Genomic DNA, 25,255 nt, shown 5'->3' with positions numbered 1-25,255 from the left:
TGTTTATGGTTGTAAACACGAAGAAGGAGGCGAGAAATAACGATGATTAATGCCGATTCAGTTGTAGTGGTTGATGAAATTACTACAGCAAGTAAAGACTACAAAATAGGCCGGTTAACGCTTAATAAACCCAAAGCACTGAATGCGTTAGATTTGGAAATGGCAGGTATAATGCTGGACGCACTTCGGCAATGGCAAGCGCGCAGCGACATTGTCGCTGTTGTCATAGACGCTGCAGGTGAGAAGGCGTTTTGTGCAGGTGGAGATATCGTCTCTATGTATAATTCGATGGTTGAAGCCCATGGAGAGATTCCCGCATTCCTCGAAACCTTCTTTGAAACCGAATACACCCTTGATTACACCATTCATAACTACAACAAGCCTATTATTGTTTGGGGCAGCGGCATTGTTATGGGGGGCGGTATGGGGTTACTTTGTGGCGCCAGCCATCGCGTTGTGACAGAAACTTCTCGTTTGGCGATGCCTGAGATTTCTATCGGTTTGTATCCTGATGTGGGTGGTAGTTACTTTCTTCCCCGCTTACCCGGTAAATCGGGGTTATTCTTAGGTTTAACCGGCGGTCAAATGAATGCAGCAGATGCTATGTACGTTGGGCTCGCTGATGTAATGGTTAGTAGTGCTGAAAAAGAAAATTTGCTGCAGGGCCTTGTAGACTACGCGTGGAATGAAACAAGCAGCTCAACCCTTGCAGAAGCAGTAAATACGGTGTTAAGCCGCCTACAAAAGCCTGAAACGGAAGTGCAGAGCAACATAGGGCCCAACATGCCCCTTATCAATGACTTGTGTAGTGCCAACAATGTAAGTGAGGTTGTAAATGCCATATTGACCGCTGATATGCAGGGCGACAAATGGCTATCTAGAGCGCAAAGTACCTTGGCAAAGGGCTCGCCTATAACGATGCACTTGGTATTCGAACAATGCAAAAAGGGCGCTACTATGTCGTTAGCAGACTGCTTTAGAATGGAGGCTGATATGTCCTGTCGATGCGGCGAAAGTGGTGAGTTCCAAGAAGGGGTAAGGGCGCTGTTAATTGACAAAGATATGACGCCCCAATGGAAATTTAAAAAGGTTGAAGACGTACCTGAAGCCGAGATAGCGCATTTCTTCACGTCTCCTTGGTCTAAAGAAGCACACCCGTTGGCTGCTTTGTAGTACAAAGCTTACTAAACGCGAGCGGCAACCAGTTCGGGCAAATTTGTGCATACATAAAGCCGCTACAACCGTGTAGCGTCATATTTCTATGACTATGCATTAGAAAAGTATGGCGCCAGTCGCACCGCTTATTGCCGTAAAGCTATCGGTTTTGGTATCCTTTACGGCAAATTCAAACACATAAGTACCCGTCATGTGGCACTGCCCACTTTGTAAAGCACCGATATCATTAATAGCCTCTCCAATTCGTTGTCAAAATAGCCACAGCTTCGACAAAGCGAAGTCTGGGTATGTAAATTTGCTCCCTGTTCAGTTCAAAAAGTCGAAAGCGCCTGGTGACGATAAGGAGATGGTTAAAGCGAGACGGGAATTCCATCAGCTAAATGCGTATGGTCCGTTAAAAGAGAAAATGGTGTCGCTGTTACAACGTTCTCTAAAAGATCTATACGCGGGGCAAGCTACTGTTAATGATCAAGGAAAGCACGGTTGTATCAATATCTTTGACGCAGGTTGCGGTGAGGGGAGTTACCTCGATGCGATAACTCAAGGGCTATCGGTACGCGGTTTTAATGTGCAAGGTGCAGGAAGTGATATCGCCAAAGTTGCGGTTGAACTAGCGGCCAAAGCGTTCAAACAGGCACAATTTGTGGTGGCAAGTAGCTTTGAACTTCCCCTTGAAACAGGTAGTCAGGACGTGATGCTGCAGGTCTTCGCGCCGGGAAGCGACAAAGAATACTTTAGGGTACTTAAAGATAACGGCCTTTTGATCACCGTTGACCCAGCACAAAAGCATCTATTCGAGCTTAAGCAACAGGTTTACGCTAATCCAAGACCGCATGAGCTGAACGATAGTGTAAAGGAAGGGTTTTCTCGTATAAAAAACGAAACTTTTTCATTTCCTATTGCGTTTGAAAGCCGCGAACATGCCCTTGCGTTGATTAAAATGACGCCTTTCTATTGGAAATTACCCAAAGGTAAAATTGATGAAATTGTCGAAGCCCTAAAAAGCGTTACCGCCGATTTTCACATCCAGCTTTGGAAAAAGCACAGTGATGTAGAAGCGTGATGACAAATATAGTTAAATCTGCCCCAGCGACAAAAGCATTGTTTTTAGACCGTGACGGCGTAATAAACGTTGACCATGGCTACGTAGGAACGTATGCGGACTTTGAATATATAAACGGCATATTCGATGTCATCAAGCAGTTTCAGTTAAAAGGCTATCAGCCTGTTATTGTAACGAACCAAAGCGGTATTGCCCGAGGGTTTTATACTGAAACTGAGTTTCAATCGCTCATGGAAAGAGTTCAAAAAGACTTTACTGCACACAATATAAATAACATACCTGTGTATTTCTGCCCTCATCATAAACAGGGCTCGATATCTCGCTATGCTATTTCCTGCGAATGCAGAAAGCCAGCGCCAGGAATGCTATTAAAAGCTGCTAAAGATTTAAATATAGACCTTTGTAACAGCATACTTATTGGGGACAGCTGGCGTGACATACAAGCCGCTGATGCAGCGGGCCTTAAACAAAGTATATTCTTGTCAAAAGAGATCGTCACACCTGAGCAGGCTGAAGGGCTTAGCGAAGGTCACAAAGTTAACATCGTTACTTCATTTTCAAAAATTACGCCACCATAATTCCCCGTTTAATCTGGTTACGCGTAACATCTGGGGCATTTGAAATTAAAGAGTTTTTACAAATACTTGATATGAAAAGGCTGCAGGAACTTATGTTGCTGCAGCCTTTTTTGAATGTTAATTTTGTGTTGAAAACCGCGAAAGATGCTTAATCGCTTGGCTTAATAAATCAACGTTTAGCGCGTCTTTACTGCGTTTTCCTGTTTCCATATCGCTTATCTCATAGCTGCCGTTACTTAACACATCAGTACGTTTATTATCGTGGAATACGACAATACGTTCGCCTGATGTGCTTACTAGCCACGCTCTAGAAGGGGCTAATAGGCTTTGACCGGTAGAATAAAAGGTTGCTGGTGCATTACAGCCAAGCGCATTTAAAATGGTCGGCGCTAAGTCTTCAGTGCTGGCTAAATTGGCCTTCAGATTGAGCGTACTGTACAACGCGCCTTTACCTTCCTCACTTCCAAAACCTGTGGCTACGATTACGTCGTGATTGCGTTTAAGCGTATTATCTACATAACGTGCAATATCATTGCTTTTCATAAACGCAATATGTAGGCCGTCGTGATTATTCGTAATGGGTTGTAAGTACCCAGACAGCTGCGGCAGTGGCAGTGTTTCATCGCTATGAATAGACACAGGCATACCCGAACCTAACGGAAGCGCAAGAAGAACAGGGCGCTTTTTCGATAACGCGTCTTGATAGATTTCCGGTACGCCAAACAGTGTTGACGTTATTAAGCCTTCAATGCTGCTAGCAGTAGAATAATAATTACTCACTTTATTTAAGCTTTTAGCGCCCACGCTAAGTAAATCTACCGACTGCTCGTTGTCTATTTGAACCACTACGGTTAGGTTCTTGTTTGTTTCCACTGAGCAGTAAACCGGTTGTGCTGGATACGTAATGTTGTGAATGTCTGGGCTAAACTGCAGCTGTTTTCGCTCCTCATAGGCTGCGAGGTCAAGAAGCCCGTAACGAGACATAGTCGTCTTAGCCGTAGCAGGATATGAAAGCGGAAACATATTGTCTTGTTTGATTATAGGCTGATAGAGCTTGGCGTCTGCCCATACGTGTATCGCGTGGCTCAGTACAAAGCAGCTTACGAAGAAAGTAGTAACAGGTACGCCGACCTTATAGCGAGTGAAGCGCTCAACTCGCTTCCAAATTGCATTGGCTAGCACTAATTGAAAGCCTAACCACACAATAAACAGCAAGAATAAAAACGCCCACTGTTGCCAGCTTTCAATGGTCATACTTGACTGAGCTTCGCTTCTCAATAAGTCTGCAGCGTGAAAACTAATGTGAAAGCCTGTGCGGTTAAATAGAAGGGCATCGAACGCCAGCAGCGCCAAACCGACAGCGGCAATAATCGAGGCGCTGCCTTTTATAACCCTGGGGTTATTGACCAAATAGCACAGGGGGAGAATAAAAATAACGAAGCCAAAAAAGGTCATAAACCCAATATGACCAAACCAATTGGCTAGTAGATACAAGGTGCCGACACCCGTGCCTGGCATAGGTGAAGAGAAAACAAAAATTGAGGCAATAACAATGGCGATAATAATATTCGCCAAGGCAAACCAGTGCCCCCAATTTACCAGTTTAGTAACACGCTGGCGACGAGGTGATTCGGCAAGTATCATGCAGTCCCTTAGCTATTTTTTACGCTTTTCTTAAGAACATCGGCAAACTGCGTTGCCATGGCTTCGCGATCTTCAGGGGCTACCTGAGTGTTTAAAATGTGCGTAATTACGTTTCCTAACACCATAAGTGAAAGATCACGGTTTGCACCGCCTTCTTCAAGCGTTAGAATAACGTTATTCATTAGCGTTTCGAACTGGTCGTTGCTATAGCGGCTCTGTTGGGGCATTGCTACGCCTCTTTTTTATGATTTCTTTGATAAAAAGAATGGTTTTACACGTAAAATGATTATAATCGTTGTTTGAGTGAGTACAATCATTCATTCTAAAATCCCGCAATTCTTTGGATATTTCTGACACTTTTTAAGCAACAGGACACCCGATACTCTATGAGTGCACTGATTCACCACTTTGTTGTACATCGATTGATTGTAAACAAAGAAGAGAAAATTGAAGCGATTCCCCGCGATAACTGCTTAGCAGTGACACCGGAAATCGAGCTTCTTGCCCATCAAATTAACCACAGCTTTAATGCTAAACCAGGCAAAGGTGTGGGGCATTTTGTTAGTGAAGTAACCCGTGAAGCAAAAATAGAAAATGAAGAGGGTGAAACCACCACCGAAAAAAGCACGGAGAATGTGGCAGAGTTTGCTGAAGGTCTAAAGCAATATTTAGAAGTTCAAAAAGAAGCAGGCGATAACGTAGAAGATGCTTTCCATGCTTTTTCGGTGTCTGCTACTCAGCGTTTGGTTCGCACATTAGCGGAAACTGGCACGGTCGAGACAGGTTTTCTAATTTTTTGCCAGTACGAATACCTAGCAACCCAGTATTTAATGATTGCGCTATTAAATACTCGCTCTCATGTAGAGGTTACGAACTCATTAGATTTATCTGCTCGCGAGCATTTAGATTTAGCGAAAATGCAGCTTGCTGTACGTTTTGATTTAACTCAGTGGGATATTCAACCCGAGCAACAGCGATACGTTAGTTTTATTAAAGGAAGAATGGGGCGCAAGGTATCAGACTTCTTTATGCAGTTTGTTGGTTGCGAAGAGTTGGTTGATGTTAAACAGCAAAATAAGCAACTTATCTCTTCGGTAGATGCGTATCTTGCTAGTGAGTCGTTAGACCCACAGGAGCAGCATCAACATCGTGAAGAGGTAAAATCTTACTTTAAAGAGAAGATTGATGCGGGCGAAAGTTTGTCTGTTAATGAATTAGCCAACCGTCTACCTCAAAATGAAGAGACCAGCAGCAACTTCAAGGCGTTTACAGAGTCTTTGGACGTGCCATTAGAAAAAGAAATTCAGCCCGATCCTGCTGCGCTTAAACAGTTGGCGAAGTTTACTGGTCAGGGTGGCGGCGTGTCTGTGAGCTTTGAGCGCAAACTTATGGGCGATAGGGTATTTTATGACCCAGCGACAGATACACTCACTATCCGTGGAATTCCACCGAATTTGAAAGATCAGCTGAATCGACAATCTTCAATGGACTAGTCGCTGCTAAGGCAAGATAAAAGACGTATACTAGGGGCATAGCTGTTGCTTGCGTGTTAATCAAGCACACACGCCAGCCTCACTTTATAGTAAATAAACTCGACTCAAGGGTGTTATGCAATTATTTGTAAATGATTTGACAGTGATGGACTTTTCTTACCTGTGCCCACAGCGTGGTATGGTAGGAGAAAGTTGGATTGTCGATGTAGTTTTGGACGGAGAGCTCAACGAAGAGAGCATGGTTCAGGACTTTGGTCACGTGAAGAAGAACCTTAAGCGTTTGATTGATGAATATGTCGATCATAAATTGCTAGTGCCTGCAGAGTACAGCGGCTCAGAGGTACTTCACGACGATGAAACCGAACAGGTAGAAACCCGCTTTACCTGCACAGATGGCCGCAGCATTATGTTGCACTGCCCGGCAGAAGCTTATGCTTTTGTCTATTCTGATGAAATTAACATGGATTCAGTAGGTGTTTACCTTAAAGAAGTGCTTGCTACACATCTTCCTGAAAACGTCGAAAACATTACCCTTAATTTACGTGAAGAAGTAATAACCTCGCCGTTTTATCACTATACTCACGGCCTGAAAAAGCATGATGGCAACTGTCAGCGTATTGCCCACGGTCATCGTTCGCGTATTGATATCATTCTTGACGGTAAAGTTAGTGTGGAAAGTCAGCAATATTGGGCAGACCGCTGGGAAGATATTTACATTGCAACTCAAGAAGACGAAATTGCCTACAGCGATAGAAAGTTAAAGGGTACGGTAGACAATGCAGAAGATTACTATTGTTTCGCCTATGAATCGTCTCAAGGTTACTTTGAATTATTAATTCCTAAATCTGATTGCGAAGTGATTGACACCGACTCAACGGTAGAGTGCTTAGCGCAATACTTGCTTGAAGAGCAAAAGAAGCGCACACCAGAAGGTATTTGCCAAGTCATTGCCTATGAAGGCGTAGGTAAAGGTGCCACGGTAAAAGGCTAAACCGCCAAAGCTCGAACGCAGTTAAAGCTAAGGAATAGACCATGAGACTCTCCCAATCAGGTAATGCATTGATAAAAAAAACCGCAAGCTTAGTTATCTCGGCCATGGCATGCACGTTAGCTTTGGGCTTACTGCCTTCGCCATCTGTGGCGTCGACAGCTGAAGCATCCAATGATTTACGTAACAAAGCTTCGAATGATATTGCTGTTTCTCTTAACGGTAAATTTACCCAAGGGGCACTTTTACGCGGCCAGGCGCCGGTTGAGTCAAAAGTTTTTCTAAACGGTAAGCCGGTACCTACCAATAAAGATGGAAAATTTGTCGTTGGGTTTGAAAGAGAGGCGCCGCTTCAACAAACCCTTACCGTTGAGTATGGGGGTGGGAAAACGTGGCAACGAGAAATTACACTAGAAAAGCGCGAATACAATATTCAACGCATCGACGGTTTAGCGCAAAAAATGGTAACGCCGCCTGCTGAAGTCACGGCGCGTATTAAACAAGATAATATAAACGTGGCTAATGCGCGCAGCGTTAATTCGGATCTCGACGCGCTTTTTACTCGGTTTGAGTGGCCGGCAAAAGGCGTTATCTCAGGGGTTTATGGTAGCCAGCGCATTTTAAACGGGGTACCTAAGTGGCCACACTATGGGCTGGATATAGCGAACGAAACAGGAACGCCTGTGTATGCACCAGTAGACGGTGTTGTGACCATGGCAGACGACCTTTATTATTCAGGCAATACGCTTATTCTTGATCATGGCATGCGTGTGTTTTCTACATTTCTGCACATGGATACAATAACAGTAGACGTGGGTGAAAAGGTTAAACAAGGCGAGCTGATCGGTACTATCGGGACAACAGGACGCTCTACAGGTCCGCACTTAGATTGGCGTATAAACTTAGGTAAAATGCGCCTTGATCCTCAAACGATTATCTCTGGCTCCCCTGAAACCCAATAATATTGTCGCTTAAAAGCGTACATTCGAAGTAAATAGAAAGGCTCCATAAGGAGCCTTTTTTACTATGCCAAGATGATAGCTTATCGGCCTAGCCACTGGTTAAGTGTTTGCACATCTTCGATATCAAAATACGCCATTTCAGCGCGTGCTTTAACCACGTTAAGGGGCAGGGTAAGTAGTTTGCCATCCCTAATAAGGGTAACGTCTACAGCTGATTTTTGCGCAGTATCAAGCAGGCGCTGCAGCTTTTGCACATTAACAATGTGCCCATCAAGGGCAATGATAACGTCGTTTAACAAAATGCCGGCTTGCATAGCGGCCAACCCTTCAAACACCTGTACTACCGTTAAGCCTAGGCTTGCTGGTTTCAATGTCGCCCCAAGTTGATTACGTATTGCTGGCAGCTGCGTCAAACCACCTTTATCTTCAGCAGATACACGAGCACGGGTGTTAAAGCGCACGCCCATTTCACTGACTAAAGAAACTAAGTCAACATCTTCTGTACCGTAAACCACGCGGTTTAGATAATCTGACACATCGATGTCAAAGTGGGTTTTACACAGGTTTTGAATGACGTCATCGGGCGTACCTTTTTCGTCAACACCATAGTGTTCCCAAAGTAGCCTCATTAGCGCATCGAGGTTTACTGAATTATTTGACGCTTTGCGAAGTAAAAGGTCCAGGCCGAGGGCGATTACGCCGCCCTTGGTATAATAGCTAACAATATTATTAGTAGCACTAGCGTCTTGCTTGTAAAACTTAGTCCATGCATCGAAGCTACTTTCAGCGGCACTTTGCTTTAATCGCCCGGTGTTTTGGATTAGCCGGCTGACGTTCTGTGCAACAATATCAAGGTACTTTTGCGGCTCGATAACCCCGGCTCTGGCAAGAGTGACATCGTCATAGAAGCTCGTAAAACCTTCGTATATCCAAAGTTGGTTAGTATAAGTTTCCTGAGATAAATCGGGATTGACCATAACCCTCGGTTTAATTCGTTTTACATGCCAGGTGTGGAAGAATTCGTGGCTACATAAACTTAAAAATGTAATATAGCCATCGGTTTTGTTCTCATTATCGCCCACTTGCGGCAGATCAAAACGCGGGTAGAGCAACGCTGTAGAATATTTATGCTCTAACCCTCCAAAACCGTTGTCGGCAAGCAATGTCATAAAGAGATACTTGTCGATGGGGTGCGGCGCTCCAAATAAGTCAAGGTGGTGCTTGCAGATAGGTGTTAAGTCGTTTGCTATACGCTGATAATCGATATTGTTATTACCCGAAAACAGCAAGGTAAACGTCACGCCATCAACATCAAAGCTATGGGTGTCGGCAATTCCCACATAGATAGGGTGGTCGATAAATGCATCGTAGTTGTCTTCAGCAAAATACCATTTTGATACGCTTGTGCTATTGCCGTGAGCAGGCATCGATGTATAGGCTTGCCATTTAGCCGTAGTTTCGTCGTTTTCATCTAACTGAATATCAAGCTCACAGCGCGATTGCTCAAAACCAGCTACGCGTAAAAACGCACTTGTGCCGTTAATAAAAGCGTATTCATGGTTCATAAACGCCGAGCGAATAGAGAGGTCGTTGGCATACACGGTATAACGAATGGTACAGGCACTACCGTTCGTTTTAACACGCCACGTTTGTTTATCTAATTTAGTAACTGGAAAAGCGTTTTTGGCATTACTGTTGTCAACCGCGCTTAGGGTGATGATGCTTTTAGCAAAATCTCGCACCATATAACTACCCGGGATCCAGCTAGGTAGTGAAAGCTCAAGGTCAGTTTGCTCGTGTTTTGGCACTGACAAGGCAACAGTGAACTGGTGAGAACGCCAATCAGAAATGGTTAACGCGTAATGAAGAACAGAAGAGGGCATAAACATCCGTTAATATAAACAATGATATCGGTTAACTATAACAACCTATAGGCGTAAGCCCAATAGTAGGTAAGGCTACATAGCGTAATTAGTAAGAAAAACGCTACCACGTTAGAAGCATAAAGTTGATCAAAGTTAAATTGATGCGTACATTGAGGCAATCAACAATATTTCCAGCAATAACAAATACAAATGGCTGAAAAAATACAAAGTAATTTACTCAGTGCAGAAGGCTTGGCGTCGCTTCGTACTCTGGTACCCGGCGATACGGTAGATTTACAAATTGCTATGCCTGCAGCGCCCAAGCGTGTAAAAACTGATTACACAGGCATGCTAATTGATGAATGCATGCTGTTCCATATTCCCACGACCGCGAAGTGGATCACCGTGCGCGATGCGCTGACCGTAGGTAACGATATTGTCGTACGTTCTGTACTTGAAGGTGATACGGGTCAGGTTATTGCATTTAAAGTAAAAGTACTCAAGCTGCTCTCAAAGCCCTCCGGGTTGCTTATAACGTCTTTTCCTAAACGCATTGAAAGCATAGGGCTTCGCGCTGTCAAGCGAGCGCAGCTTGGCGTTTCAGTTTCTCTTGATGCCGAGGTTTACCCCGATGATGAAACGGTCACCGGTATCATTATTGATTTGAGTGAAAAAGGCTGCAAGGTCGCACTACAGGTTAAACCTAACTGGCCCGTTATGCTCGATGAAGCAGATGTTAAGCTAAACTATTCAATAGACGGTAAAGAAGTTGCGCTTACCGCAAAGGTAAAAAATCACAGGTTAGAAAGTGACGTGGTCTACTATGGTCTTGCCTTTACCTGCGATGAAAAATTGATAAAAACGCTGCTGTCCCGACACACGCTATTAACGTAACAATAAACTGTTTTTAAGGCGTGCCGGGTGCTCTTTAGATAATAATCAAAATAACGAGCTAAGGGGAATAATATGAGAAGCATTGAACGACTCTTAATGCAATACGGCGAAAGTCATCAAAATAGAACAAATGTCATCATTCATGCGATAGCGGTACCAAGTATCTATTTTGTTTCACTGGCGTTACTGTGGAGTTTGCCAGTACCCCAATTTATTGCGCAGTTTGACATCACGTGGGCGCATATTATTGCTGTTCCTGTGTTGTATTACTATTTTATGTTATCTGGCCCTATTGGGGCCGCAATGACGTTACTCACAATTTTATGTTTTGGGGCGGTTAATGCCCTAGTTCACTTCAATGTTTCTGTGTGGCTGTTTTCGCTTGTGCTTTTTGTCGTCATGTGGGTACTCCAGTTTATTGGGCATCACATAGAAGGAAAGAAACCTTCGTTTTTTGAAGATTTACGTTTTCTGCTTGTTGGTCCGGCGTGGTGGTGGGTTCACTGGCTAAAACGTATGAACATAAGTTACTAGATGCGTGTAACAAATTAACGCACTGTTAAAACAACGCTGTTTTCAATATGTTGTCCTGCGACCAGAAGCATAAGGGGCACGACCAAGCCGCTTGGGTCGCAACAAGGCTTGCGTATAATCGTTGTATAAGTTTTTAAATTGGTAATATTGTGAGTCGCTTTCAGCGTGTAATAGAAAGTAATGAACGTTTATTTTGGACGCTCCACAGCGCCGGCTGGGCAGGGTTCGCGATAATTTATTACATTGGTTCTTTCCTACATGATGTGCGCCCAATTTGGGTTTTTATCATCATGCTCAATGCCTATGCAGGGTGGTTATTAACCATTCCTCTTCGCTACATCTACCGGTGGGCAAGAAAACAATCTCCGCTCAACATGATCATTATTGTGATTGTGTCATGCTACTTGATAGCTCTGCTTTGGGCCGTGGTGAAAAACATTAACTACTGGGAAATCTACAAGCACGGCTACCGCCCAGATGAATGGTACATGTACTTTACCAACACCATTAACTCACTCATCATGGTAGGTTGCTGGAGCGGCGTATACTTTGGCATTAAAAATTTCCAGATGTTGCAAAAAGAAAAACAGAATGCGCTAAAAGCCAGCACCATGGCTCATCAGGCACATATAAAGATGCTGCGTTATCAGCTCAACCCACATTTTCTGTTTAATACCCTTAATGCAATTTCAACGTTGGTTTTGCTTAAGGAAAACGATACAGCTGAAGCCATGGTGTCTAGGCTAAGTGACTTTCTGCGCTATTCCTTAGACAATGACCCCATAAAGCGCGTGCCGCTAGGGCAGGAAATTAAAGCGCTTCGCCTTTATCTAGAGATAGAAAAAGTAAGATTTGATGACCGCCTAGAGGTGTTGTGGGACATTGATGAGCAGTGTGAAAGTGCCCTTGTACCTAGCATGATATTGCAGCCCATTATTGAAAACTCGATAAAACACGCCATATCAAAAATGGAAAACGGTGGCCGCATTTCAATTACTGCTCGTACATTTGGCAATGATTTATTAATGGATGTTGCCGACAACGGCCCAGGCGCTGATATCAAAGACGGTACGCTCAGCCGGGAAAACGGTGTAGGGTTAGCTAATATTAAAGAGCGCCTGCAGTCGCTCTACCATCGTAATTTTGCATTTTCTATAGAACACAATCAGCCGTCAGGTGTACGAGTGAGAATTCGTATTCCTTACGAAGTTAAGGACGTATAACATGACAAAGCAAGTGATTAAAACCATTGTAGTGGACGACGAACCTTTAGCACGCAAAGGGCTTCGTGCCAGGTTAGAACGTCATGATGATGTACAGGTTCTTGCCGAGTGTCAAAATGGCCTTGAAGCGGTGAGTAGTATCTCTCAGCATCGCCCCGATTTAGTGTTTCTAGATATCCAAATGCCGGGCTTAAACGGGTTTCAGGTAATTCACAAACTGCGTGAACTAAAGCAACCCATCCCAATGATAGTATTTGTAACTGCGTACGATAGCTATGCGATTAAGGCATTCGATGTTCATGCTTTAGACTATCTACTAAAGCCGGCAGACGACGAACGTCTTGGCGCGGCGCTTAACAAGGTTAGAGAATACTTCTCTACTCAACATCAAGATGAGCAATCGCAAAAGCTTGTTAGCCTAGTTGCTGAATTAACTGGTGACGACTGCGAAGAAATCTTGCGCAAGCTTGCTAACGGTGAACCAGTGGAAACTAATCCATACCCAGATGTACTGGCCATTAAAGATGGCTCGGAAGTGACCCGTGTTAATGTTCAGGATATTCAATGGATAGACGCCGCGGGCGATTATATGTGTGTACATGCCCTAGATGGTATGCATATTATGCGTAAGACAATGAAAGAATTAGAGCAAGAACTAAACCCGCAGTTCTTCGTGCGTGTTCACCGTTCGGCTATTGCTAATATCCGCTTTGTCAAAAAGCTAGTTAGCCACATAAGCGGCGAGTATCACTTGATACTGCAAAACGATACTGAACTTAAAGTAAGCCGCAGTCACCGCGACAAAGTAAAAGCGGCAATGAAAATGTAACGGGCGTTACAAAAACGAAAAGCCCTGAGTCGTTTGCTTAAACCGCAACTCGCCACAGGGCTTTTTAATGCACGCTAGTTATCTGCTTGGTTATAACGCTCGTTCATAAGCGTTCGCATGGCGCCGACACGGGCCTCGTTAAGCGGTTTAGTATTTTTCCACGTTTCAGACAATGGCACGGTTACTGGACGCTGATTAACCTCACCAACCATAACATTACTTATGTCTTTTCCCACCAATCGAATGGCCGCTTCTCCCAGCGTAGTCGCTAAAAGTCGGTCTTGCGCTACCGGGGAACCACCGCGCTGAACGTGACCTAAAGTAACCGGCCTTACATCTTGTAGATTTCGTTGTTGAAGGGCATCAGTTAAGCCCGCTAGTCCGTTGGGCCATACGTTCTCTGCAACCACAACGATAAAACTAACAGGGCCTTTCAGCGTTCGCTGAGCGTTGATTTGCGACACGAGTTTTTCTATTTCAGATTCAGCTGAAGAGAAAAATTCTGGAACAATAACATAGTCTGCAGCAGAGGAGAGGGCTGCATTAAGGGCTAAGAAGCCAGCATTGCGCCCCATTACCTCTACTAAAAAGATACGTTCAAAAGCGTCGGCAGTATCGCGTACTTTATCGATAGAGCTCATGGCGGTATCAATAGCCGTGAAATAACCGATAGTTGCGTCTGTTCCCGCAATGTCGTTATCGATAGTGCCAGGGATACCTATAATTTGCCCATCCCAATGCTCGCTTAATTTAGCAGCCCCTTTAAACGAGCCGTCACCGCCGATAACAATTAATGAATCTATGTGCGCTTTCTTTAAATTATGAGCCGCTTTAAACAGCCCCTCTTCGTGCATAAACTCTTTGCACCTTGCGCTATGTAAAATTGTACCGCCTTGCTGAATAAGGTTATGCGTAGAGTCTAAGGACAATGAAATATATTCTTGCTGCAGTAGCCCATTGTACCCGTGCTTATAGCCCAACAGTGTATAACCGGCTTTTTGACAGGCAATGATAGCGGCCCGAATACATGCATTCATACCTGGTGCGTCGCCACCAGATGTTAAAATTGCGACACGTTTTGACACATTAAAGTCCTTCTTTTTACAGGCAATACGGTTAAGGTAAAGTAAAGTGTACGCTACGTAAAGTGGACGTTTGTAATGAAGCATTGAACACCCAAATGATTAAAAAAGTTTTACAACGGTGTTCCATTTTATTTCTCTATTTTTTTACTTGCAGTAAGCGGTTTGACTGCAAGTAACGTAAACAACAAAAAAGGATTGATTATGCGCACGTTGTTTATACTGGTATTCGTTGTCTTTCTCTCTGCCTGTAGTTCAAAACTGGCCTACAACAACCTTGATTGGTGGGTGTATTGGTATTTAGACGACTACATCGAACTTAAAGAGGGACAAGAAGAAAAGTTTGATGACCACCTTCAGAACTGGTTGCGTTGGCATAAAACAACAGAGCTTAGGCGGTATAAAGCACACCTAAGTGAAATTAAAGCCGAAATAAATGAAGGCACGTTAGACTCTAACACAGTGTACAACCACTTAGTTAAAGCGAGGTCACACTGGGAACGGGTTCGTGATGAAATAAGCCCGGAACTGGCAATTCTCGCTAAGACCTTAGATGACGAGCAAGTTGTTTCGCTTTTTGCCGCGTTAGAAAAAGATAACAAAGAGGAAGAAGAAGAGCGTAAAGAGGCGCTTGTAAAAACAGAAGAAGCGCGCTTAGAGGACCGTATCGAGCGTATTGAAGAAGCGATGAGTGAACGCATTGGCAAACTTAGTCATGAACAAAAACAAATTGTAAGTACTTATGCTACGCAGTTTATCCCTACGGGGGAAGAGTGGCTTAAATATCGCAGAGACATCCAAAACGCGGCAAGAAAGTTATTTGTTACTCGAAGTTTCAACAACAATTTTGAAACAGACTTAATCGAACTTATGCAAAACCCCGACAGCTATAAGAGTGACATATACAAACAAAGCAGTGCGCACAATATGACGGTGACCGCTACATTAATATCAGAAGTGTTTTCCACCCTTAGCCGCAAGCAGCGCGAAGTGCTAATTGAAAATATAGATAAATTGATTGAAACCGTTGAGAACTTTAAAGGCTAACCTTGTTTTCTAAAAAGGCATGTTAAAGTCGACCTTGCAATTGATTAAGTATCATAAAAACTGCGTAAAGTATTTATTGTTAATAGTGAAGGGGAGTGAAGGAGCTACTGTTTATTTCCTGCATAACATTGATTTCTTCAGGTGGGCGACGGCTTAGTAAAGCGGACCTTGGAGCAATGAACTTTCCATCTCAAAGACCAGTAGACTAACAACAAAACTATCTGCAATCTGGGCTACCAATCCCTGGCAAGGACGCCATTGTTAGCCATTAACATGCATACCTATAAACGACATCGGCCAGAGCAAACATTGCTATACCAATTGGTTGAGCAATATTATCCAGATTTTCTGGAGTACCTTTCCCATCAAGGAAAGACATTACCACTTCATGTAGATAAAGAGTTTGCAGAATTTCTAAAGTGTGGTCGGTTTGAGCATGGATTTCTCAGAGTCGTGTGTGACGACTGCAAACATGAGAAGCTGGTCGCGTTCAGTTGCAAACGTAGGGGCTTCTGCCCTATTTGCGGGGCAAGACGGATGGCAGAGAGTGCGAAGTTACTGGTTGACGACGTTCTTAACGGCTATCCCATACGTCAGTGGGTGTTGAGTCTACCTATCCCATTGAGGCTGCTACTTGCCAGATATCCCAAAGAGCTCAGCAAAGTCATGCAAATCATCCATCGCACGATTTCAACTGACATCATCCATCGAACAGGTTACTTGAAAAAGCAAGACAAGACGGGTGCAGTAACGTACATTCAGCGTTTTGGAAGTGCGCTAAACTTGAATATACACTTCCATATGCTCTTCCTCGAGGGCGTTATTACAGAAGAGCGAGGGCAAACCAAATTCAAGCTCGTCAAAGCGCCGAGCCATAGCGATATGGAACAGATAGTTGACAACATCAGCCACCGCATTGCGGCCTATTTAGAGAAGGCCGGGCTCATTCAGCGTGATATGGACAATGCTTTTCTCGATTTTCCCATGGATGATGAAAATAGCTTATTGCCCTTGCAAGCGGCCTCGGTTAGTTATCGTATTGCTTGGGGCCAGATATGGGCAAAAAAGTATTTACCTTACAAACCTTGCCCGCCAAAGACAAACAACACTACGGACAATTAGCCCAGATAGGCGGTTTCAGTTTACATGCTGGCGTATTCGCAGACGGTCACCAAACCGATAAATTGGAACGCCTGTGCAGATACATCTCAAGACCAGCCATAAGTGAACAACGATTGAATCTTACAGATTCAGGTAAGGTGAGGTATAAACTAAAGACCCCTTACAATGACGGAACGACCCTCGTGTTATTCTCTCCACGGGATTTTCTCGGCAAACTCGTTGCTTTGATACCACCACCTCGACTTAACCTCACGAGGTTTTATGGGGTATTTGCTCCCAATGCTATAGTTCGTGCCGAGGTGACTGCTTCACAACGTAGTAAGAATAGTCCTCGTTTAGCAGAACACCTGAAAGATTCAGAAAAGCCGTATCATTCCCGCAATATGTCTTGGTAATCCGGTCACCGGCGCAAAGACTGAAACGCGTATTCAACATCGACATTCCCCAATGCGAGGTTTGCGAAAAATTTAACGTAAAGGTCATTGCTTGCATAACTGACGCGATCATTATCAATAAAATCTTGTCATATTTGGACAAGCACAATTTACCGGAAGCGAGCAATAATCCCCGTACGCCGCCACTTCGTGCGCCACCAAGCATTGACGCATTCTGCGACTATACCATTCAACGTGACTTCGACTTTGGTGCATGAACCACAAAAACCTACCATTACTTAAACACGCAAATTGTTGGGGTGAGGGCTTTCACATATCTTATTGCAGATTTCAGTACCAAAGACCAGTTAACTTGCCTGTCTTGATGACAACTACTCCACTGATTTCTGAAAAGTACCCGTTTGACACACGTTCAACTAGCCTTAAATACATCTGACACGGTGGGTAGTACATAGCGTTAATATTTCTTATACACACAAGCTGTCCTGACCATTCAGGCTAACACATCCGGCTTCCTTGCCGTGAGGATGCGCTCTGCGATGCAGATGTAAATCTGTTAGGCGCCTTGTTGGTAGCTCTGCCAGGCTTGCATTGAACCAATAAAAACATCCACGTTTTCAAAACCCTGTGCCAGCAGATAACTGGCTGCTACGGTGGCGCGCTTACCGCTGCCACAGGCCAGTGTATAATGGCGGGATTTATCCAGTTGGTGGCACATTTCCGGCAGATAGCCTAAGTAGATATGCTTTGCCTGGTCAAATTCGTTGTTTTCAACCTCTTCCTGTTTGCGAACATCCAGCAGTTGCCAGTTAGCACGTGGTGCTCTAATGCGCTCATCAACCTTATCTGCAGTAACGGCGTTCACATGCTGACGATGGTAAGCCTCAATGGTATCTGGCTTTGGTACCATGGTCAGATAACCACTAATCTGCTGGTAGCCCATCCGCCACAGCTGTTCGGAGCTTTCGGTTGCCTGTTGATGGGAATCTGCCACCAGTGCGATAGGTGTGGAGTAGTCCAGAAACCAACCACCATAAGCGCTGAGTAAGCCGCCCGGCAAATTAAGACTGCCGGGATAGTGACAGTCTCGAAACTGGGCATGACTTCTTACATCAATGAGCACGCCGGGACGTTCTGCGCTTTTCTGCCAGGCTGACTGAGCATCCTGTGCCAGCTTCTGGCACGCCACTGGCGGTAAAGGCGTATCCATCCCGGTAACGTTAGACTGCTCCATTTTGCTAAAGTAGGGAGCAATATAATGATTCTCTTTTAACTTACGCTCTATAAAGGCTTTTTTAGAGGTACATTGATAGCCCGGGTTTTGCCGTTTCTCAATGCCTATGGTGGTAAACTCACGTTCTGCCATGCCTGAGCCACACACCGACCCTGCGCCATGAGCCGGGTACACAATAATGTCATCACCCAGGTTGGCCAGCGTTTGTAGGCTGTCATAAAGCTGGCCAGCCATTTTTTCCATTTCCTCGGGGTAGAAGTCTGTGCGACCGACTTCACTGACAAATAAGGTATCGCCGGTAAATACGCCGATAGGCTGACCGTCCTGTTCGTTGTCGATAGCCAACACACAAATACTGTCTTTAGTATGGCCGGGCGTTGCAATAACTTCGAGTGTCCATTTGCCAATCTCAAATTTATCGCCATTACCGGCCTTGCGGGCATATTCGATAGGCTCGTCAGCGTATTTACCATGGTAAATATCAGCACCGGTCTGGTTGGCCAGCGCTACCGCGCCAGAGATAAAGTCTTCATTGCGGTGGGTTTCGATGATGGTGGTGATCCGGCATTCATGCTTTCCGGCAAGGGTGAGATAATGCTGCGTATCTAACTGAGGATCAATCACACAGGCTTCACCATCGCTGCCAATCAGGTAGGAAAGGTGCGCAATGCCCGGTGTTTTAACAGATTCTACAAACATAGGTTAGCTCCACTTTGGGGTTGTGCCGCGCACAACGTGAATGTATTCACTTCACCCTAAGCTTTCAAATGTCATGCCGAATAAAAAGTTTATATAAAACAGGTAATTACATTTTCTACCCACAAGGCTTCCCAGTAAATGAAGAAATATTCACTTAATCCTATATAAAATTTACATGCTATTGCGGGATAAGCGTGCCCGTTGCAGACGCTGTTTGAGGTATTGCAGTCTGGGAAGCAAAATCAGCAAGGCTATTGCCCAGTAAATTAACGGTTCCTGCAGGCCGGTTTTGCGAGACCAGCTAAAGTGTAACAGGGCCAGTAAAACAACCAGGTAAATGGTGTTATGCAGGGATTGCCAGCGATTGGCGCAAAGCAGAAGTAGCTGGTCAATAATCTGTTGCGTCCGCAACTTGTCTAAAGCGGTCCTCTAATACTCATTTAAAAGAGGTCTGGTTTACGCTTACTTATGCCGAAGAGTCTTAAAAATTTAAAGGGCAGTGGCACACAGTTAACGGGCGTTTTATTTGCGCTTATTCCCATCAGTGATCATTTTGCGAGCTCTAGTGTCTGACTGTTTTATCATATCGTCAATCAGTGACGTTTCAGGCAAGTTCTTCCAATATTTTTTGGGCATTGAACTTAGCATGGCGTCTTTTTTGATGCGTGCCGGATTGAAGATATTAGCGTAATAAGTAAGCCAGTATTTTTCAATATGATCGTTATCTGGAAGCACACTCGAACAAGGGTTATCTTCTAAAATAAGTGTTTCTGTATCCCAGTGAGCCGCCCGATAAGGCGTGAGTATAGACCATCGCATATTCTTAAAACGGGTTTTAAAGAAGTCGAGCTTTAACTCTAGGCTAAAATGTTCAGGCTCGTACCAAGCGATAAAGTGTTCATTGCCATCGAGTTTAACCTCTCTAAATCTTAAAAACGCGCTCATTTTATACGCGTCTCGCTTTACCGCTTTAGCTAGTGCCATAAGCTGCAATATATCGTCATCAGTTTTTAACCGAACTAGGTTTTTGTTTTCAAACGTAACGCGCCACAACACCCGATAACACAATGCGAAGCGGTGAGCATCGCTATGACACAATGCATATTTGAAAAGCATTAAGACAGATTTAGGAATAGCATGCCTTTTTTGTGGCTTTGTGCCCGTAATAGAGGGTTGGCTGTGGCCGAATAGGTCGTCCTGTACTGATTGTGCACTTTGCCAAATGATATTTTCAGGGGGGATAGATTGTGCTAAACACGCTCTTGCAGCCATGCGCCACTCATCAAACCCCGGTACTGAGTTAATTCTAATTGTTTCCATCTCACAGCAACTTCATTTAAGCGCTAAATAGTTCAAACTGCTTCGGCTGCTTGAACTGAAGTTCAAAATTATTACTATCGAGTAAGTGAATATCAGGGGCATAGTCGCCTACGCTAATAAAAGGTTTTAGCTTTTTAAGTGGTAAACGCATTTTAGTCAGATCTATCCAGTTAAGCTTTGTGTGCCGTCTAATCGCCAGAATTTTTTGCACCGTTCGAGCACCAAGCCCCGGTACTCGTAACAACAGCAATTTGTCTGCCTTATTTAAATCAATCGGAAAAACATGGCGATTGCGTAATGCCCACGCAAGTTTAGGGTCATAATCCATATCAAGCATGTCATCGTGAACAATTTCATCAAGGGTAAACCCATAAAAACGCAACAGCCAATCAGCTTGATAAAGGCGGTGCTCGCGAATTAACGGCGCAGGCTTTAGCGGCAACACTTCAGATGCATCGGGTATTGGCGAGAACGCCGAATAATAAACCCGGCGAAGTTTTTGTTGGTCATAAAGTTTAACGCTGGTCCCTAAAATAACTTTATCATTAGAGTCATCTGCGCCTATGATCATCTGTGTAGACTGCCCACCAGGTGCAAAGCGTGGCAGGCGTTTACCTGTATAGGTTTTATCTGCCTTGTGCTCTGCAATTTTGTCTTTTAGCGTGTTCATTGAGCCATGGATAGCACCGAGATCTTTTTCTGGCGCGTATTTATTTAAAGAGGGTTGAGTCGGCATCTCGACATTAATACTTAATCTATCTGCGTATAAACCAGCTTCTTCTTGTAACTCAGGTGAGGCATTTGGAATGGTTTTAAGGTGTATATACCCTTTAAAACCGTGGTCGAGGCGCAAAGATTTGGCAATACGTACCATACTTTCCATTGTAAGATCGGGTGAGCCAACAATGCCTGAACTAAGAAACAAACCTTCAATGTAGTTGCGCTTGTAAAAATTCAGCGTCAGGTCCACGGTTTCTTTAACGGTGAATCGTGCGCGTCGAACATTGCTAGACACTCTATTTATGCAGTAGTGACAATCGTAGATACAGTAATTGGTCATTAAGATTTTTAGTAAAGAAACACACCGACCATCAGGCGTGAAGCTGTGACATATACCCGAACCGCCGGTAAGCGAACCTATCCCCGTTTTTTCGGTTTTGCCTGCCTTTCGTTTACCCGCCGAACCGCTTGCACAGGAAGCGTCATACTTGGCTGCATCTGAAAGAATTTCGAGTTTTTGTATCAGTTTGTCGTGCATAGCAGATTACTACTTTCTCTAAGCATTTACTTAACATCGGTCAATTTTAAGCGGGATACTTAAAAGGACCTGTATATTTAGTTTGTGTAGCCATGTGATTTCTGCACGTTATATCATGTATATATATACAGTACAATTGGGCGTTGGAAGATTTGTGCATTTAATATACGAATCTCAGCTACATTTTCGTATTGAGAAGTTAGAGCGTGTAAGGTTTGATACGAGTAAAAAGCGCTTAATTAAAATAGCCCGGTTTCGCCGACTGTTTCGAATATTTTATTTGAGCAAAGATGAGCCATATAACGGTTAAAGGGGGGGAATCAAAAACCGATGTACTTAGAAAGTTCGTCACGTAGATTAGTATACTTTTCGTTATACGGCGCTTTAAGCGACATATCGTCTATTAACTTAAACAAACGCTTACATTCATTGGTAAGCTTCATTTCTGCTTTATCTTCTTTTATCACTATCTGCAGTAGACACTGAAGTAAATTAAGCGCTACACCCGTATTAACCGGTGCAAAACCTTGTGCTAAGGCAAAGGACGCTTTTGCACGTTCGTAATCTTTTTGCTGATAGTGCTGAATGCCTTCTCGATTAAATTGCTGATAGCTAGCAAGACTTTTCCGTGCATTGTGGGCTTGCGTTTCTAACATATTTGCACTGTTTTGATCGAGCTCGTCGTGACGTGACTCGAGAAGTGAAGTTAGCTGTAACGCATCATCAAATTCACCGAGTTTGTACATAACGTTGATACTGTCTGGAATAAAAGCAGTGGGAACCTCGGTGTATTTTTCATCGAGCATGGTTTGTGACGTTGATAAATGCCGCTTCGCGTCAATTAATTTGCCGTCAATGGCGCTAATTCTGGCATTAACAATCGTACCGAAGATATCTACATCAAAGTCCCGGTCCATTTTTTGAAGGTGTTCGTCAAACTTTCCGCGTTGAAGTGTAAGTAGGGCTTCTTGTTGGTATTTATTGCGCTGTTTTTTATCTTCAGCGCACTCAGCTACATCTAATAGACTGCGAATAATACCGCACCAGTGCAGGCTCGTTTTATGAACCGACCGCTTCGACAAATTCCATATAGCTAAACTTGAATTAGCCGCGAGCACTAAGTCATCGTTTAACCTGCCAATTTCGCACGCTTTAAAGTGTCTCGGTAGAGAATAGGGCGAAAGCTTGATAGCTTCTTTAATGGCGTCTAGTGCTTTTTCGCCGTCGTCTAATTTCTGCTGTGCTTGGGCAAGTATGTCATAGGCATCCGCATTAAACCGGTTTCGTTTTAACGTTCGTTTCGCCGTCGTTATTGCTTTGTCGAATTCGTTTAGTTGAAGGTAAGTTTTTGCAATTGCGATCTGTGCCCAAAGCACAGGTTTGCCGTCAATGTAGTCGCTCAATACGTCAAGGGCTTTCTCTGGCTGACCTATACGCCAATAGAGTTCAACCAAAAGTTGCTCGCAGTGCCCTTTGTAATGTGAGGGTGAATCGAGCAAAGATTCGATGTGGTCGATTGCACTGTTACATTCACCTTGCTCAATGAGGCTGTACGCCTGTTGCAAAAACTGTCGTTTTTGCCAAGCGCGAATAATCCTGGATTTTAACTGAACCTGAGAGAAGGGCTTAACAAGAAAGTCATCAGGTCGGCGTTCAATAGAGCCTAGCACGATAGGTCGGGCGCTATCAGCGCTTATAAGGATAAAAATAGAAGTAGGGTTAATAAGCCTTCTGGTACGAAGCTCTTCGATTAACTCATACCCACTTTTATTATCTGCTCCTAAATGCAAATCACAGATAATGACATCGAACTTATGTTTTTTGCATAGGGAAACGGCTTGTTCCGCCGATGACTTTGTTACCACGTCACTGGCCCCCATAGAATGCATAAGCCCTTTGAGTAGCAAAAGAAAGGGGCGTTGATCTTCAACAATCAGTACTTGTTTATTGCTAAATTGCATTTCGAATCCATGAATAGGGGCGCTATGGCTTTATTGAAGTATATCTAACTTTAAAAAATAAGCTTAAGAAAAACATTATCTTGCCGACAACATAAGTATACAAATCAAGTAATCAGAATGCATGTCTGTAGACGCTACATCCCAAAATGAGCAAACGCATATTGACCCCAGTATTTATTGGGAGCGCAGCGGTGTGCTTGCGCGTGCATCAACGCAAGGGGCGCTATTTTCACTCTATCTTGCCATGCAGCAACATAGTACAGCAGCGCCCTTTGAGATAGAGGCGGCAGATAGCGAATTATCTCAAAAAGCGGGCATTGATACTGAGCTTACTTCCCTGAGTCACTACCGTTGTTCAAGTCTTGCTGCAAACGAAAGTGAATGGAAAAACATGGACGTAATGTCGGCTTTGGTTGCTGAAGACTTTTCCACGGCGCGACTATATTTAAATATGAATCCGGCACCCTTAGCACAAACCGATGATGCGAAACGGCTGCCTGACGATGTGATAGATAACTGCAGTTTGGCAGCGCAGAAACGTATTAAAAAGCAATATAACAATACGATGAAGGAAGACAACACGCTGCTTTACGATATGCTTGCCGTGAAAGAGACACAAAACCCCGGAAGTAATGCAGATGCTGTTCACACCTCACCATTTGAAAACATCGCTTAGCCGAGCACTGGTTAGTTTACTGCCTATCAACGTACTGAAGCGAATTGTAAAACAGGGCTACTCAATGCGCCAAATACAGCAGGCCTAGTTTTTACCCTGAAGTTTTGTTATATTGCGCGCCGCATTTTTGCACTGGTCTTACGCTCCAATCAGCAAAGGTTAAAATATGTCTAAATATATTGTATGCGCAATGTATAAGTTTGTTGCGCTTGAAAACTATAAAGAAATTCGCCAGCCCCTTCTAGAAGCTATGGAAGCTAACGGTATTAAAGGGACACTTCTTCTAGCCAGCGAAGGTATAAACGGCACGGTATCCGGTACCCGAGAAGGCATAGACGCGCTGTTGGCCTACTTAAACAGCGACGCGCGCATTAACCCCATCTCTTTTAAAGAATCGCTCCACGACGAGCAGCCTTTCTATCGCACGAAAGTAAAGCTTAAAAAAGAAATTGTGACCATGGGTGTAGAGGGCATAGACCCACGCGAAACCGTAGGCACTTACGTTAAGCCAAAAGATTGGAATGCGCTAATTAGCGATCCAGAGGTAACGGTTATCGACACGCGAAACGGCTACGAAATTGAAATTGGTACGTTCAAAAACGCCGTCGACCCAAAAACAGAGACTTTCCGCGAGTTCCCTGAGTACGTGTCTAAAGAACTCGACCCGTCTAAAAACAAAAAAGTGGCCATGTTCTGTACCGGCGGTATCCGCTGTGAAAAATCTACCGCTTATTTGAAAGAGCAAGGGTTTGAAGAGGTATATCATCTTGAAGGTGGTATTTTGCAATACTTAGAAGATGTGCCTAAAGAAGAGTCTATGTGGGAAGGTGATTGCTTCGTTTTTGATAATCGTGTGGCAGTAAACCATGATTTGGAAAAGAGCCATTACGAGCAGTGCTACGCGTGTCGACTACCAATTACCGCAGAAGACAAGCAAAGTGATAAATACGAGCCGGGTGTTAGCTGCCCGCATTGCTTCGGCACCCACACTGAAGATCAAATTGCACGCTTTAGAGAGCGCGAAAAGCAGGTTCAATTAGCCAAAGAGCGCCAACAGGAACACGTGGGTACTGAAGCACGTTTAACCATGGAACAAAAGCGTAAAGAAAAAGCAGAAGCTCAACGTTTACGCGCACTTAAAGCAAACGAAAATCAGGCATAGACAGCCAGAAAGAAGGGCGTTACACTCGTGTTTATTGCAGTTGATATAAG

The 25,255-nt window shown here is 44.0% G+C and carries 21 protein-coding genes and 1 pseudogene; 14 read left to right on the top strand and 8 right to left on the bottom strand.

The window, feature by feature from the left end; genetic code table 11:
• The first annotated feature begins 42 nt into the window (after positions 1–42).
• The 3 genes from ACTRWF_RS07880 (at position 43) to ACTRWF_RS07870 (ending at position 2,817) form a co-directional block, all read left to right on the top strand.
• A complete protein-coding gene (locus ACTRWF_RS07880) occupies positions 43–1,173 on the top strand; it encodes a 3-hydroxyisobutyryl-CoA hydrolase (protein ID WP_462835337.1) in 1,131 nt (376 codons plus the stop codon).
• A 193-nt stretch (positions 1,174–1,366) separates the two neighbouring features.
• Positions 1,367–2,239 (top strand): putative RNA methyltransferase, encoded by an 873-nt coding sequence (locus ACTRWF_RS07875; protein ID WP_462835336.1) that lies wholly within the window; start codon positions 1,367–1,369, stop codon positions 2,237–2,239.
• Positions 2,239–2,817, top strand: a complete 579-nt coding sequence (locus tag ACTRWF_RS07870; protein ID WP_462835335.1) for a D-glycero-beta-D-manno-heptose 1,7-bisphosphate 7-phosphatase — start codon at positions 2,239–2,241, stop codon at positions 2,815–2,817. The genes ACTRWF_RS07875 and ACTRWF_RS07870 overlap by 1 nt, the downstream gene beginning before the upstream one ends.
• Before the next feature lie 117 nt (positions 2,818–2,934).
• Here ACTRWF_RS07870 and ACTRWF_RS07865 read toward each other — a convergent pair whose 3' ends face one another.
• Together ACTRWF_RS07865 and ACTRWF_RS07860 are read right to left on the bottom strand one after the other, a co-directional pair.
• Positions 2,935–4,461, bottom strand: coding sequence for a DUF3413 domain-containing protein (locus tag ACTRWF_RS07865; protein WP_462835334.1), 1,527 nt, complete (start codon positions 4,459–4,461; stop codon positions 2,935–2,937).
• 8 nt (positions 4,462–4,469) lie between these two features.
• On the bottom strand, positions 4,470–4,688 hold the full coding sequence (locus ACTRWF_RS07860; RefSeq protein ID WP_012518399.1) for a YejL family protein: 219 nt from the start codon (positions 4,686–4,688) through the stop codon (positions 4,470–4,472).
• A 159-nt stretch (positions 4,689–4,847) separates the two neighbouring features.
• Here ACTRWF_RS07860 and yejK point away from each other — a divergent pair, with 159 nt between their 5' ends.
• The 3 genes from yejK (at position 4,848) to ACTRWF_RS07845 (ending at position 7,904) form a co-directional block, all read left to right on the top strand.
• Positions 4,848–5,954, top strand: coding sequence for a nucleoid-associated protein YejK (yejK, locus tag ACTRWF_RS07855; protein WP_278383997.1), 1,107 nt, complete (start codon positions 4,848–4,850; stop codon positions 5,952–5,954).
• Between the two features lie 115 nt (positions 5,955–6,069).
• Positions 6,070–6,945 (top strand): 6-carboxytetrahydropterin synthase, encoded by an 876-nt coding sequence (locus ACTRWF_RS07850; protein ID WP_012518401.1) that lies wholly within the window; start codon positions 6,070–6,072, stop codon positions 6,943–6,945.
• Positions 6,946–6,986: 41 nt separating this feature from the next.
• Entirely contained in the window at positions 6,987–7,904 is a 918-nt protein-coding gene (locus ACTRWF_RS07845) for a peptidoglycan DD-metalloendopeptidase family protein (protein ID WP_462835333.1), read from the top strand.
• An 80-nt stretch (positions 7,905–7,984) separates the two neighbouring features.
• On the opposite strand, the gene ACTRWF_RS07840 is transcribed toward ACTRWF_RS07845, so the two are convergent.
• A complete protein-coding gene (locus ACTRWF_RS07840) occupies positions 7,985–9,787 on the bottom strand; it encodes a M61 family metallopeptidase (protein ID WP_462835332.1) in 1,803 nt (600 codons plus the stop codon).
• Positions 9,788–9,979: 192 nt separating this feature from the next.
• Here ACTRWF_RS07840 and ACTRWF_RS07835 point away from each other — a divergent pair, with 192 nt between their 5' ends.
• The 4 genes from ACTRWF_RS07835 to ACTRWF_RS07820 all read left to right on the top strand — a co-directional run bounded on the left by ACTRWF_RS07835 (position 9,980) and on the right by ACTRWF_RS07820 (position 13,249).
• The gene (locus ACTRWF_RS07835) at positions 9,980–10,663 is read left to right on the top strand and encodes a PilZ domain-containing protein (protein ID WP_012518404.1); all 684 of its coding nucleotides are present in this window, start codon (positions 9,980–9,982) and stop codon (positions 10,661–10,663) included.
• 72 nt (positions 10,664–10,735) lie between these two features.
• On the top strand, positions 10,736–11,197 hold the full coding sequence (locus ACTRWF_RS07830; protein WP_462835331.1) for an Mpo1-like protein: 462 nt from the start codon (positions 10,736–10,738) through the stop codon (positions 11,195–11,197).
• Between the two features lie 149 nt (positions 11,198–11,346).
• Positions 11,347–12,420, top strand: coding sequence for a sensor histidine kinase (locus tag ACTRWF_RS07825; protein ID WP_012518406.1), 1,074 nt, complete (start codon positions 11,347–11,349; stop codon positions 12,418–12,420).
• Position 12,421: 1 nt separating this feature from the next.
• Complete coding sequence (locus ACTRWF_RS07820) at positions 12,422–13,249, top strand: LytR/AlgR family response regulator transcription factor (protein WP_012518407.1); 828 nt, start codon at positions 12,422–12,424, stop codon at positions 13,247–13,249.
• Positions 13,250–13,323: 74 nt separating this feature from the next.
• Here ACTRWF_RS07820 and ACTRWF_RS07815 read toward each other — a convergent pair whose 3' ends face one another.
• On the bottom strand, positions 13,324–14,334 hold the full coding sequence (locus ACTRWF_RS07815) for an ATP-dependent 6-phosphofructokinase (RefSeq protein WP_287149111.1): 1,011 nt from the start codon (positions 14,332–14,334) through the stop codon (positions 13,324–13,326).
• Between the two features lie 201 nt (positions 14,335–14,535).
• Here ACTRWF_RS07815 and ACTRWF_RS07810 point away from each other — a divergent pair, with 201 nt between their 5' ends.
• Both ACTRWF_RS07810 and ACTRWF_RS07805 read left to right on the top strand, forming a co-directional pair.
• On the top strand, positions 14,536–15,378 hold the full coding sequence (locus tag ACTRWF_RS07810) for a DUF6279 family lipoprotein (protein WP_462835330.1): 843 nt from the start codon (positions 14,536–14,538) through the stop codon (positions 15,376–15,378).
• Positions 15,379–15,651: 273 nt separating this feature from the next.
• Positions 15,652–17,152: pseudogene (locus ACTRWF_RS07805) on the top strand (transposase).
• A gap of 299 nt (positions 17,153–17,451) precedes the next feature.
• Here the strand turns inward: ACTRWF_RS07805 and ACTRWF_RS07800 are convergent.
• The 4 genes from ACTRWF_RS07800 to ACTRWF_RS07785 all read right to left on the bottom strand — a co-directional run bounded on the left by ACTRWF_RS07800 (position 17,452) and on the right by ACTRWF_RS07785 (position 23,367).
• Positions 17,452–18,828 carry an MBL fold metallo-hydrolase gene (locus tag ACTRWF_RS07800; RefSeq protein WP_013785790.1) on the bottom strand — a complete coding sequence of 459 codons (1,377 nt, stop codon included), beginning with the start codon at positions 18,826–18,828 and terminating at the stop codon, positions 17,452–17,454.
• 522 nt (positions 18,829–19,350) lie between these two features.
• Complete coding sequence (locus ACTRWF_RS07795) at positions 19,351–20,148, bottom strand: TIGR03915 family putative DNA repair protein (RefSeq protein ID WP_462835329.1); 798 nt, start codon at positions 20,146–20,148, stop codon at positions 19,351–19,353.
• A 16-nt stretch (positions 20,149–20,164) separates the two neighbouring features.
• Entirely contained in the window at positions 20,165–21,406 is a 1,242-nt protein-coding gene (locus ACTRWF_RS07790) for a putative DNA modification/repair radical SAM protein (RefSeq protein WP_015067243.1), read from the bottom strand.
• 320 nt (positions 21,407–21,726) lie between these two features.
• The gene (locus ACTRWF_RS07785; RefSeq protein WP_015067244.1) at positions 21,727–23,367 is read right to left on the bottom strand and encodes a tetratricopeptide repeat-containing response regulator; all 1,641 of its coding nucleotides are present in this window, start codon (positions 23,365–23,367) and stop codon (positions 21,727–21,729) included.
• A 121-nt stretch (positions 23,368–23,488) separates the two neighbouring features.
• Here ACTRWF_RS07785 and ACTRWF_RS07780 point away from each other — a divergent pair, with 121 nt between their 5' ends.
• Positions 23,489–24,043 carry a VC2046/SO_2500 family protein gene (locus ACTRWF_RS07780; RefSeq protein ID WP_278385671.1) on the top strand — a complete coding sequence of 185 codons (555 nt, stop codon included), beginning with the start codon at positions 23,489–23,491 and terminating at the stop codon, positions 24,041–24,043.
• A 166-nt stretch (positions 24,044–24,209) separates the two neighbouring features.
• Entirely contained in the window at positions 24,210–25,205 is a 996-nt protein-coding gene (gene trhO, locus ACTRWF_RS07775; RefSeq protein ID WP_015067245.1) for an oxygen-dependent tRNA uridine(34) hydroxylase TrhO, read from the top strand.
• Positions 25,206–25,255 lie beyond the last annotated feature (50 nt).

It is taken from the genome of Alteromonas sp. G5_S2_22_S1 (assembly GCF_054968525.1).
Note: the sequence above shows the minus strand (reverse complement) of the source record. Positions and strands in the feature narration are given on the sequence as shown.

What these genes read in the sequence shown, in the direction of transcription:
- ACTRWF_RS07820 (WP_012518407.1), top strand. Translation starts at nt 12,422, where the DNA reads ATGACAAAGCAAGTGATTAAAACCATTGTAGTGGACGACGAACCTTTA.
- ACTRWF_RS07835 (WP_012518404.1), top strand. Translation starts at nt 9,980, where the DNA reads ATGGCTGAAAAAATACAAAGTAATTTACTCAGTGCAGAAGGCTTGGCG.
- trhO (WP_015067245.1), top strand. Translation starts at nt 24,210, where the DNA reads ATGTCTAAATATATTGTATGCGCAATGTATAAGTTTGTTGCGCTTGAA.
- ACTRWF_RS07810 (WP_462835330.1), top strand. Translation starts at nt 14,536, where the DNA reads ATGCGCACGTTGTTTATACTGGTATTCGTTGTCTTTCTCTCTGCCTGT.
- ACTRWF_RS07875 (WP_462835336.1), top strand. Translation starts at nt 1,367, where the DNA reads ATGTGGCACTGCCCACTTTGTAAAGCACCGATATCATTAATAGCCTCT.
- ACTRWF_RS07800 (WP_013785790.1), bottom strand. Translation starts at nt 18,828, where the DNA reads ATGTTTGTAGAATCTGTTAAAACACCGGGCATTGCGCACCTTTCCTAC.
- ACTRWF_RS07845 (WP_462835333.1), top strand. Translation starts at nt 6,987, where the DNA reads ATGAGACTCTCCCAATCAGGTAATGCATTGATAAAAAAAACCGCAAGC.
- ACTRWF_RS07880 (WP_462835337.1), top strand. Translation starts at nt 43, where the DNA reads ATGATTAATGCCGATTCAGTTGTAGTGGTTGATGAAATTACTACAGCA.
- ACTRWF_RS07850 (WP_012518401.1), top strand. Translation starts at nt 6,070, where the DNA reads ATGCAATTATTTGTAAATGATTTGACAGTGATGGACTTTTCTTACCTG.
- ACTRWF_RS07785 (WP_015067244.1), bottom strand. Translation starts at nt 23,367, where the DNA reads ATGCAATTTAGCAATAAACAAGTACTGATTGTTGAAGATCAACGCCCC.
- yejK (WP_278383997.1), top strand. Translation starts at nt 4,848, where the DNA reads ATGAGTGCACTGATTCACCACTTTGTTGTACATCGATTGATTGTAAAC.
- ACTRWF_RS07870 (WP_462835335.1), top strand. Translation starts at nt 2,239, where the DNA reads ATGACAAATATAGTTAAATCTGCCCCAGCGACAAAAGCATTGTTTTTA.
- ACTRWF_RS07780 (WP_278385671.1), top strand. Translation starts at nt 23,489, where the DNA reads ATGTCTGTAGACGCTACATCCCAAAATGAGCAAACGCATATTGACCCC.
- ACTRWF_RS07830 (WP_462835331.1), top strand. Translation starts at nt 10,736, where the DNA reads ATGAGAAGCATTGAACGACTCTTAATGCAATACGGCGAAAGTCATCAA.
- ACTRWF_RS07865 (WP_462835334.1), bottom strand. Translation starts at nt 4,461, where the DNA reads ATGATACTTGCCGAATCACCTCGTCGCCAGCGTGTTACTAAACTGGTA.
- ACTRWF_RS07790 (WP_015067243.1), bottom strand. Translation starts at nt 21,406, where the DNA reads ATGCACGACAAACTGATACAAAAACTCGAAATTCTTTCAGATGCAGCC.
- ACTRWF_RS07860 (WP_012518399.1), bottom strand. Translation starts at nt 4,688, where the DNA reads ATGCCCCAACAGAGCCGCTATAGCAACGACCAGTTCGAAACGCTAATG.
- ACTRWF_RS07840 (WP_462835332.1), bottom strand. Translation starts at nt 9,787, where the DNA reads ATGCCCTCTTCTGTTCTTCATTACGCGTTAACCATTTCTGATTGGCGT.
- ACTRWF_RS07795 (WP_462835329.1), bottom strand. Translation starts at nt 20,148, where the DNA reads ATGGAAACAATTAGAATTAACTCAGTACCGGGGTTTGATGAGTGGCGC.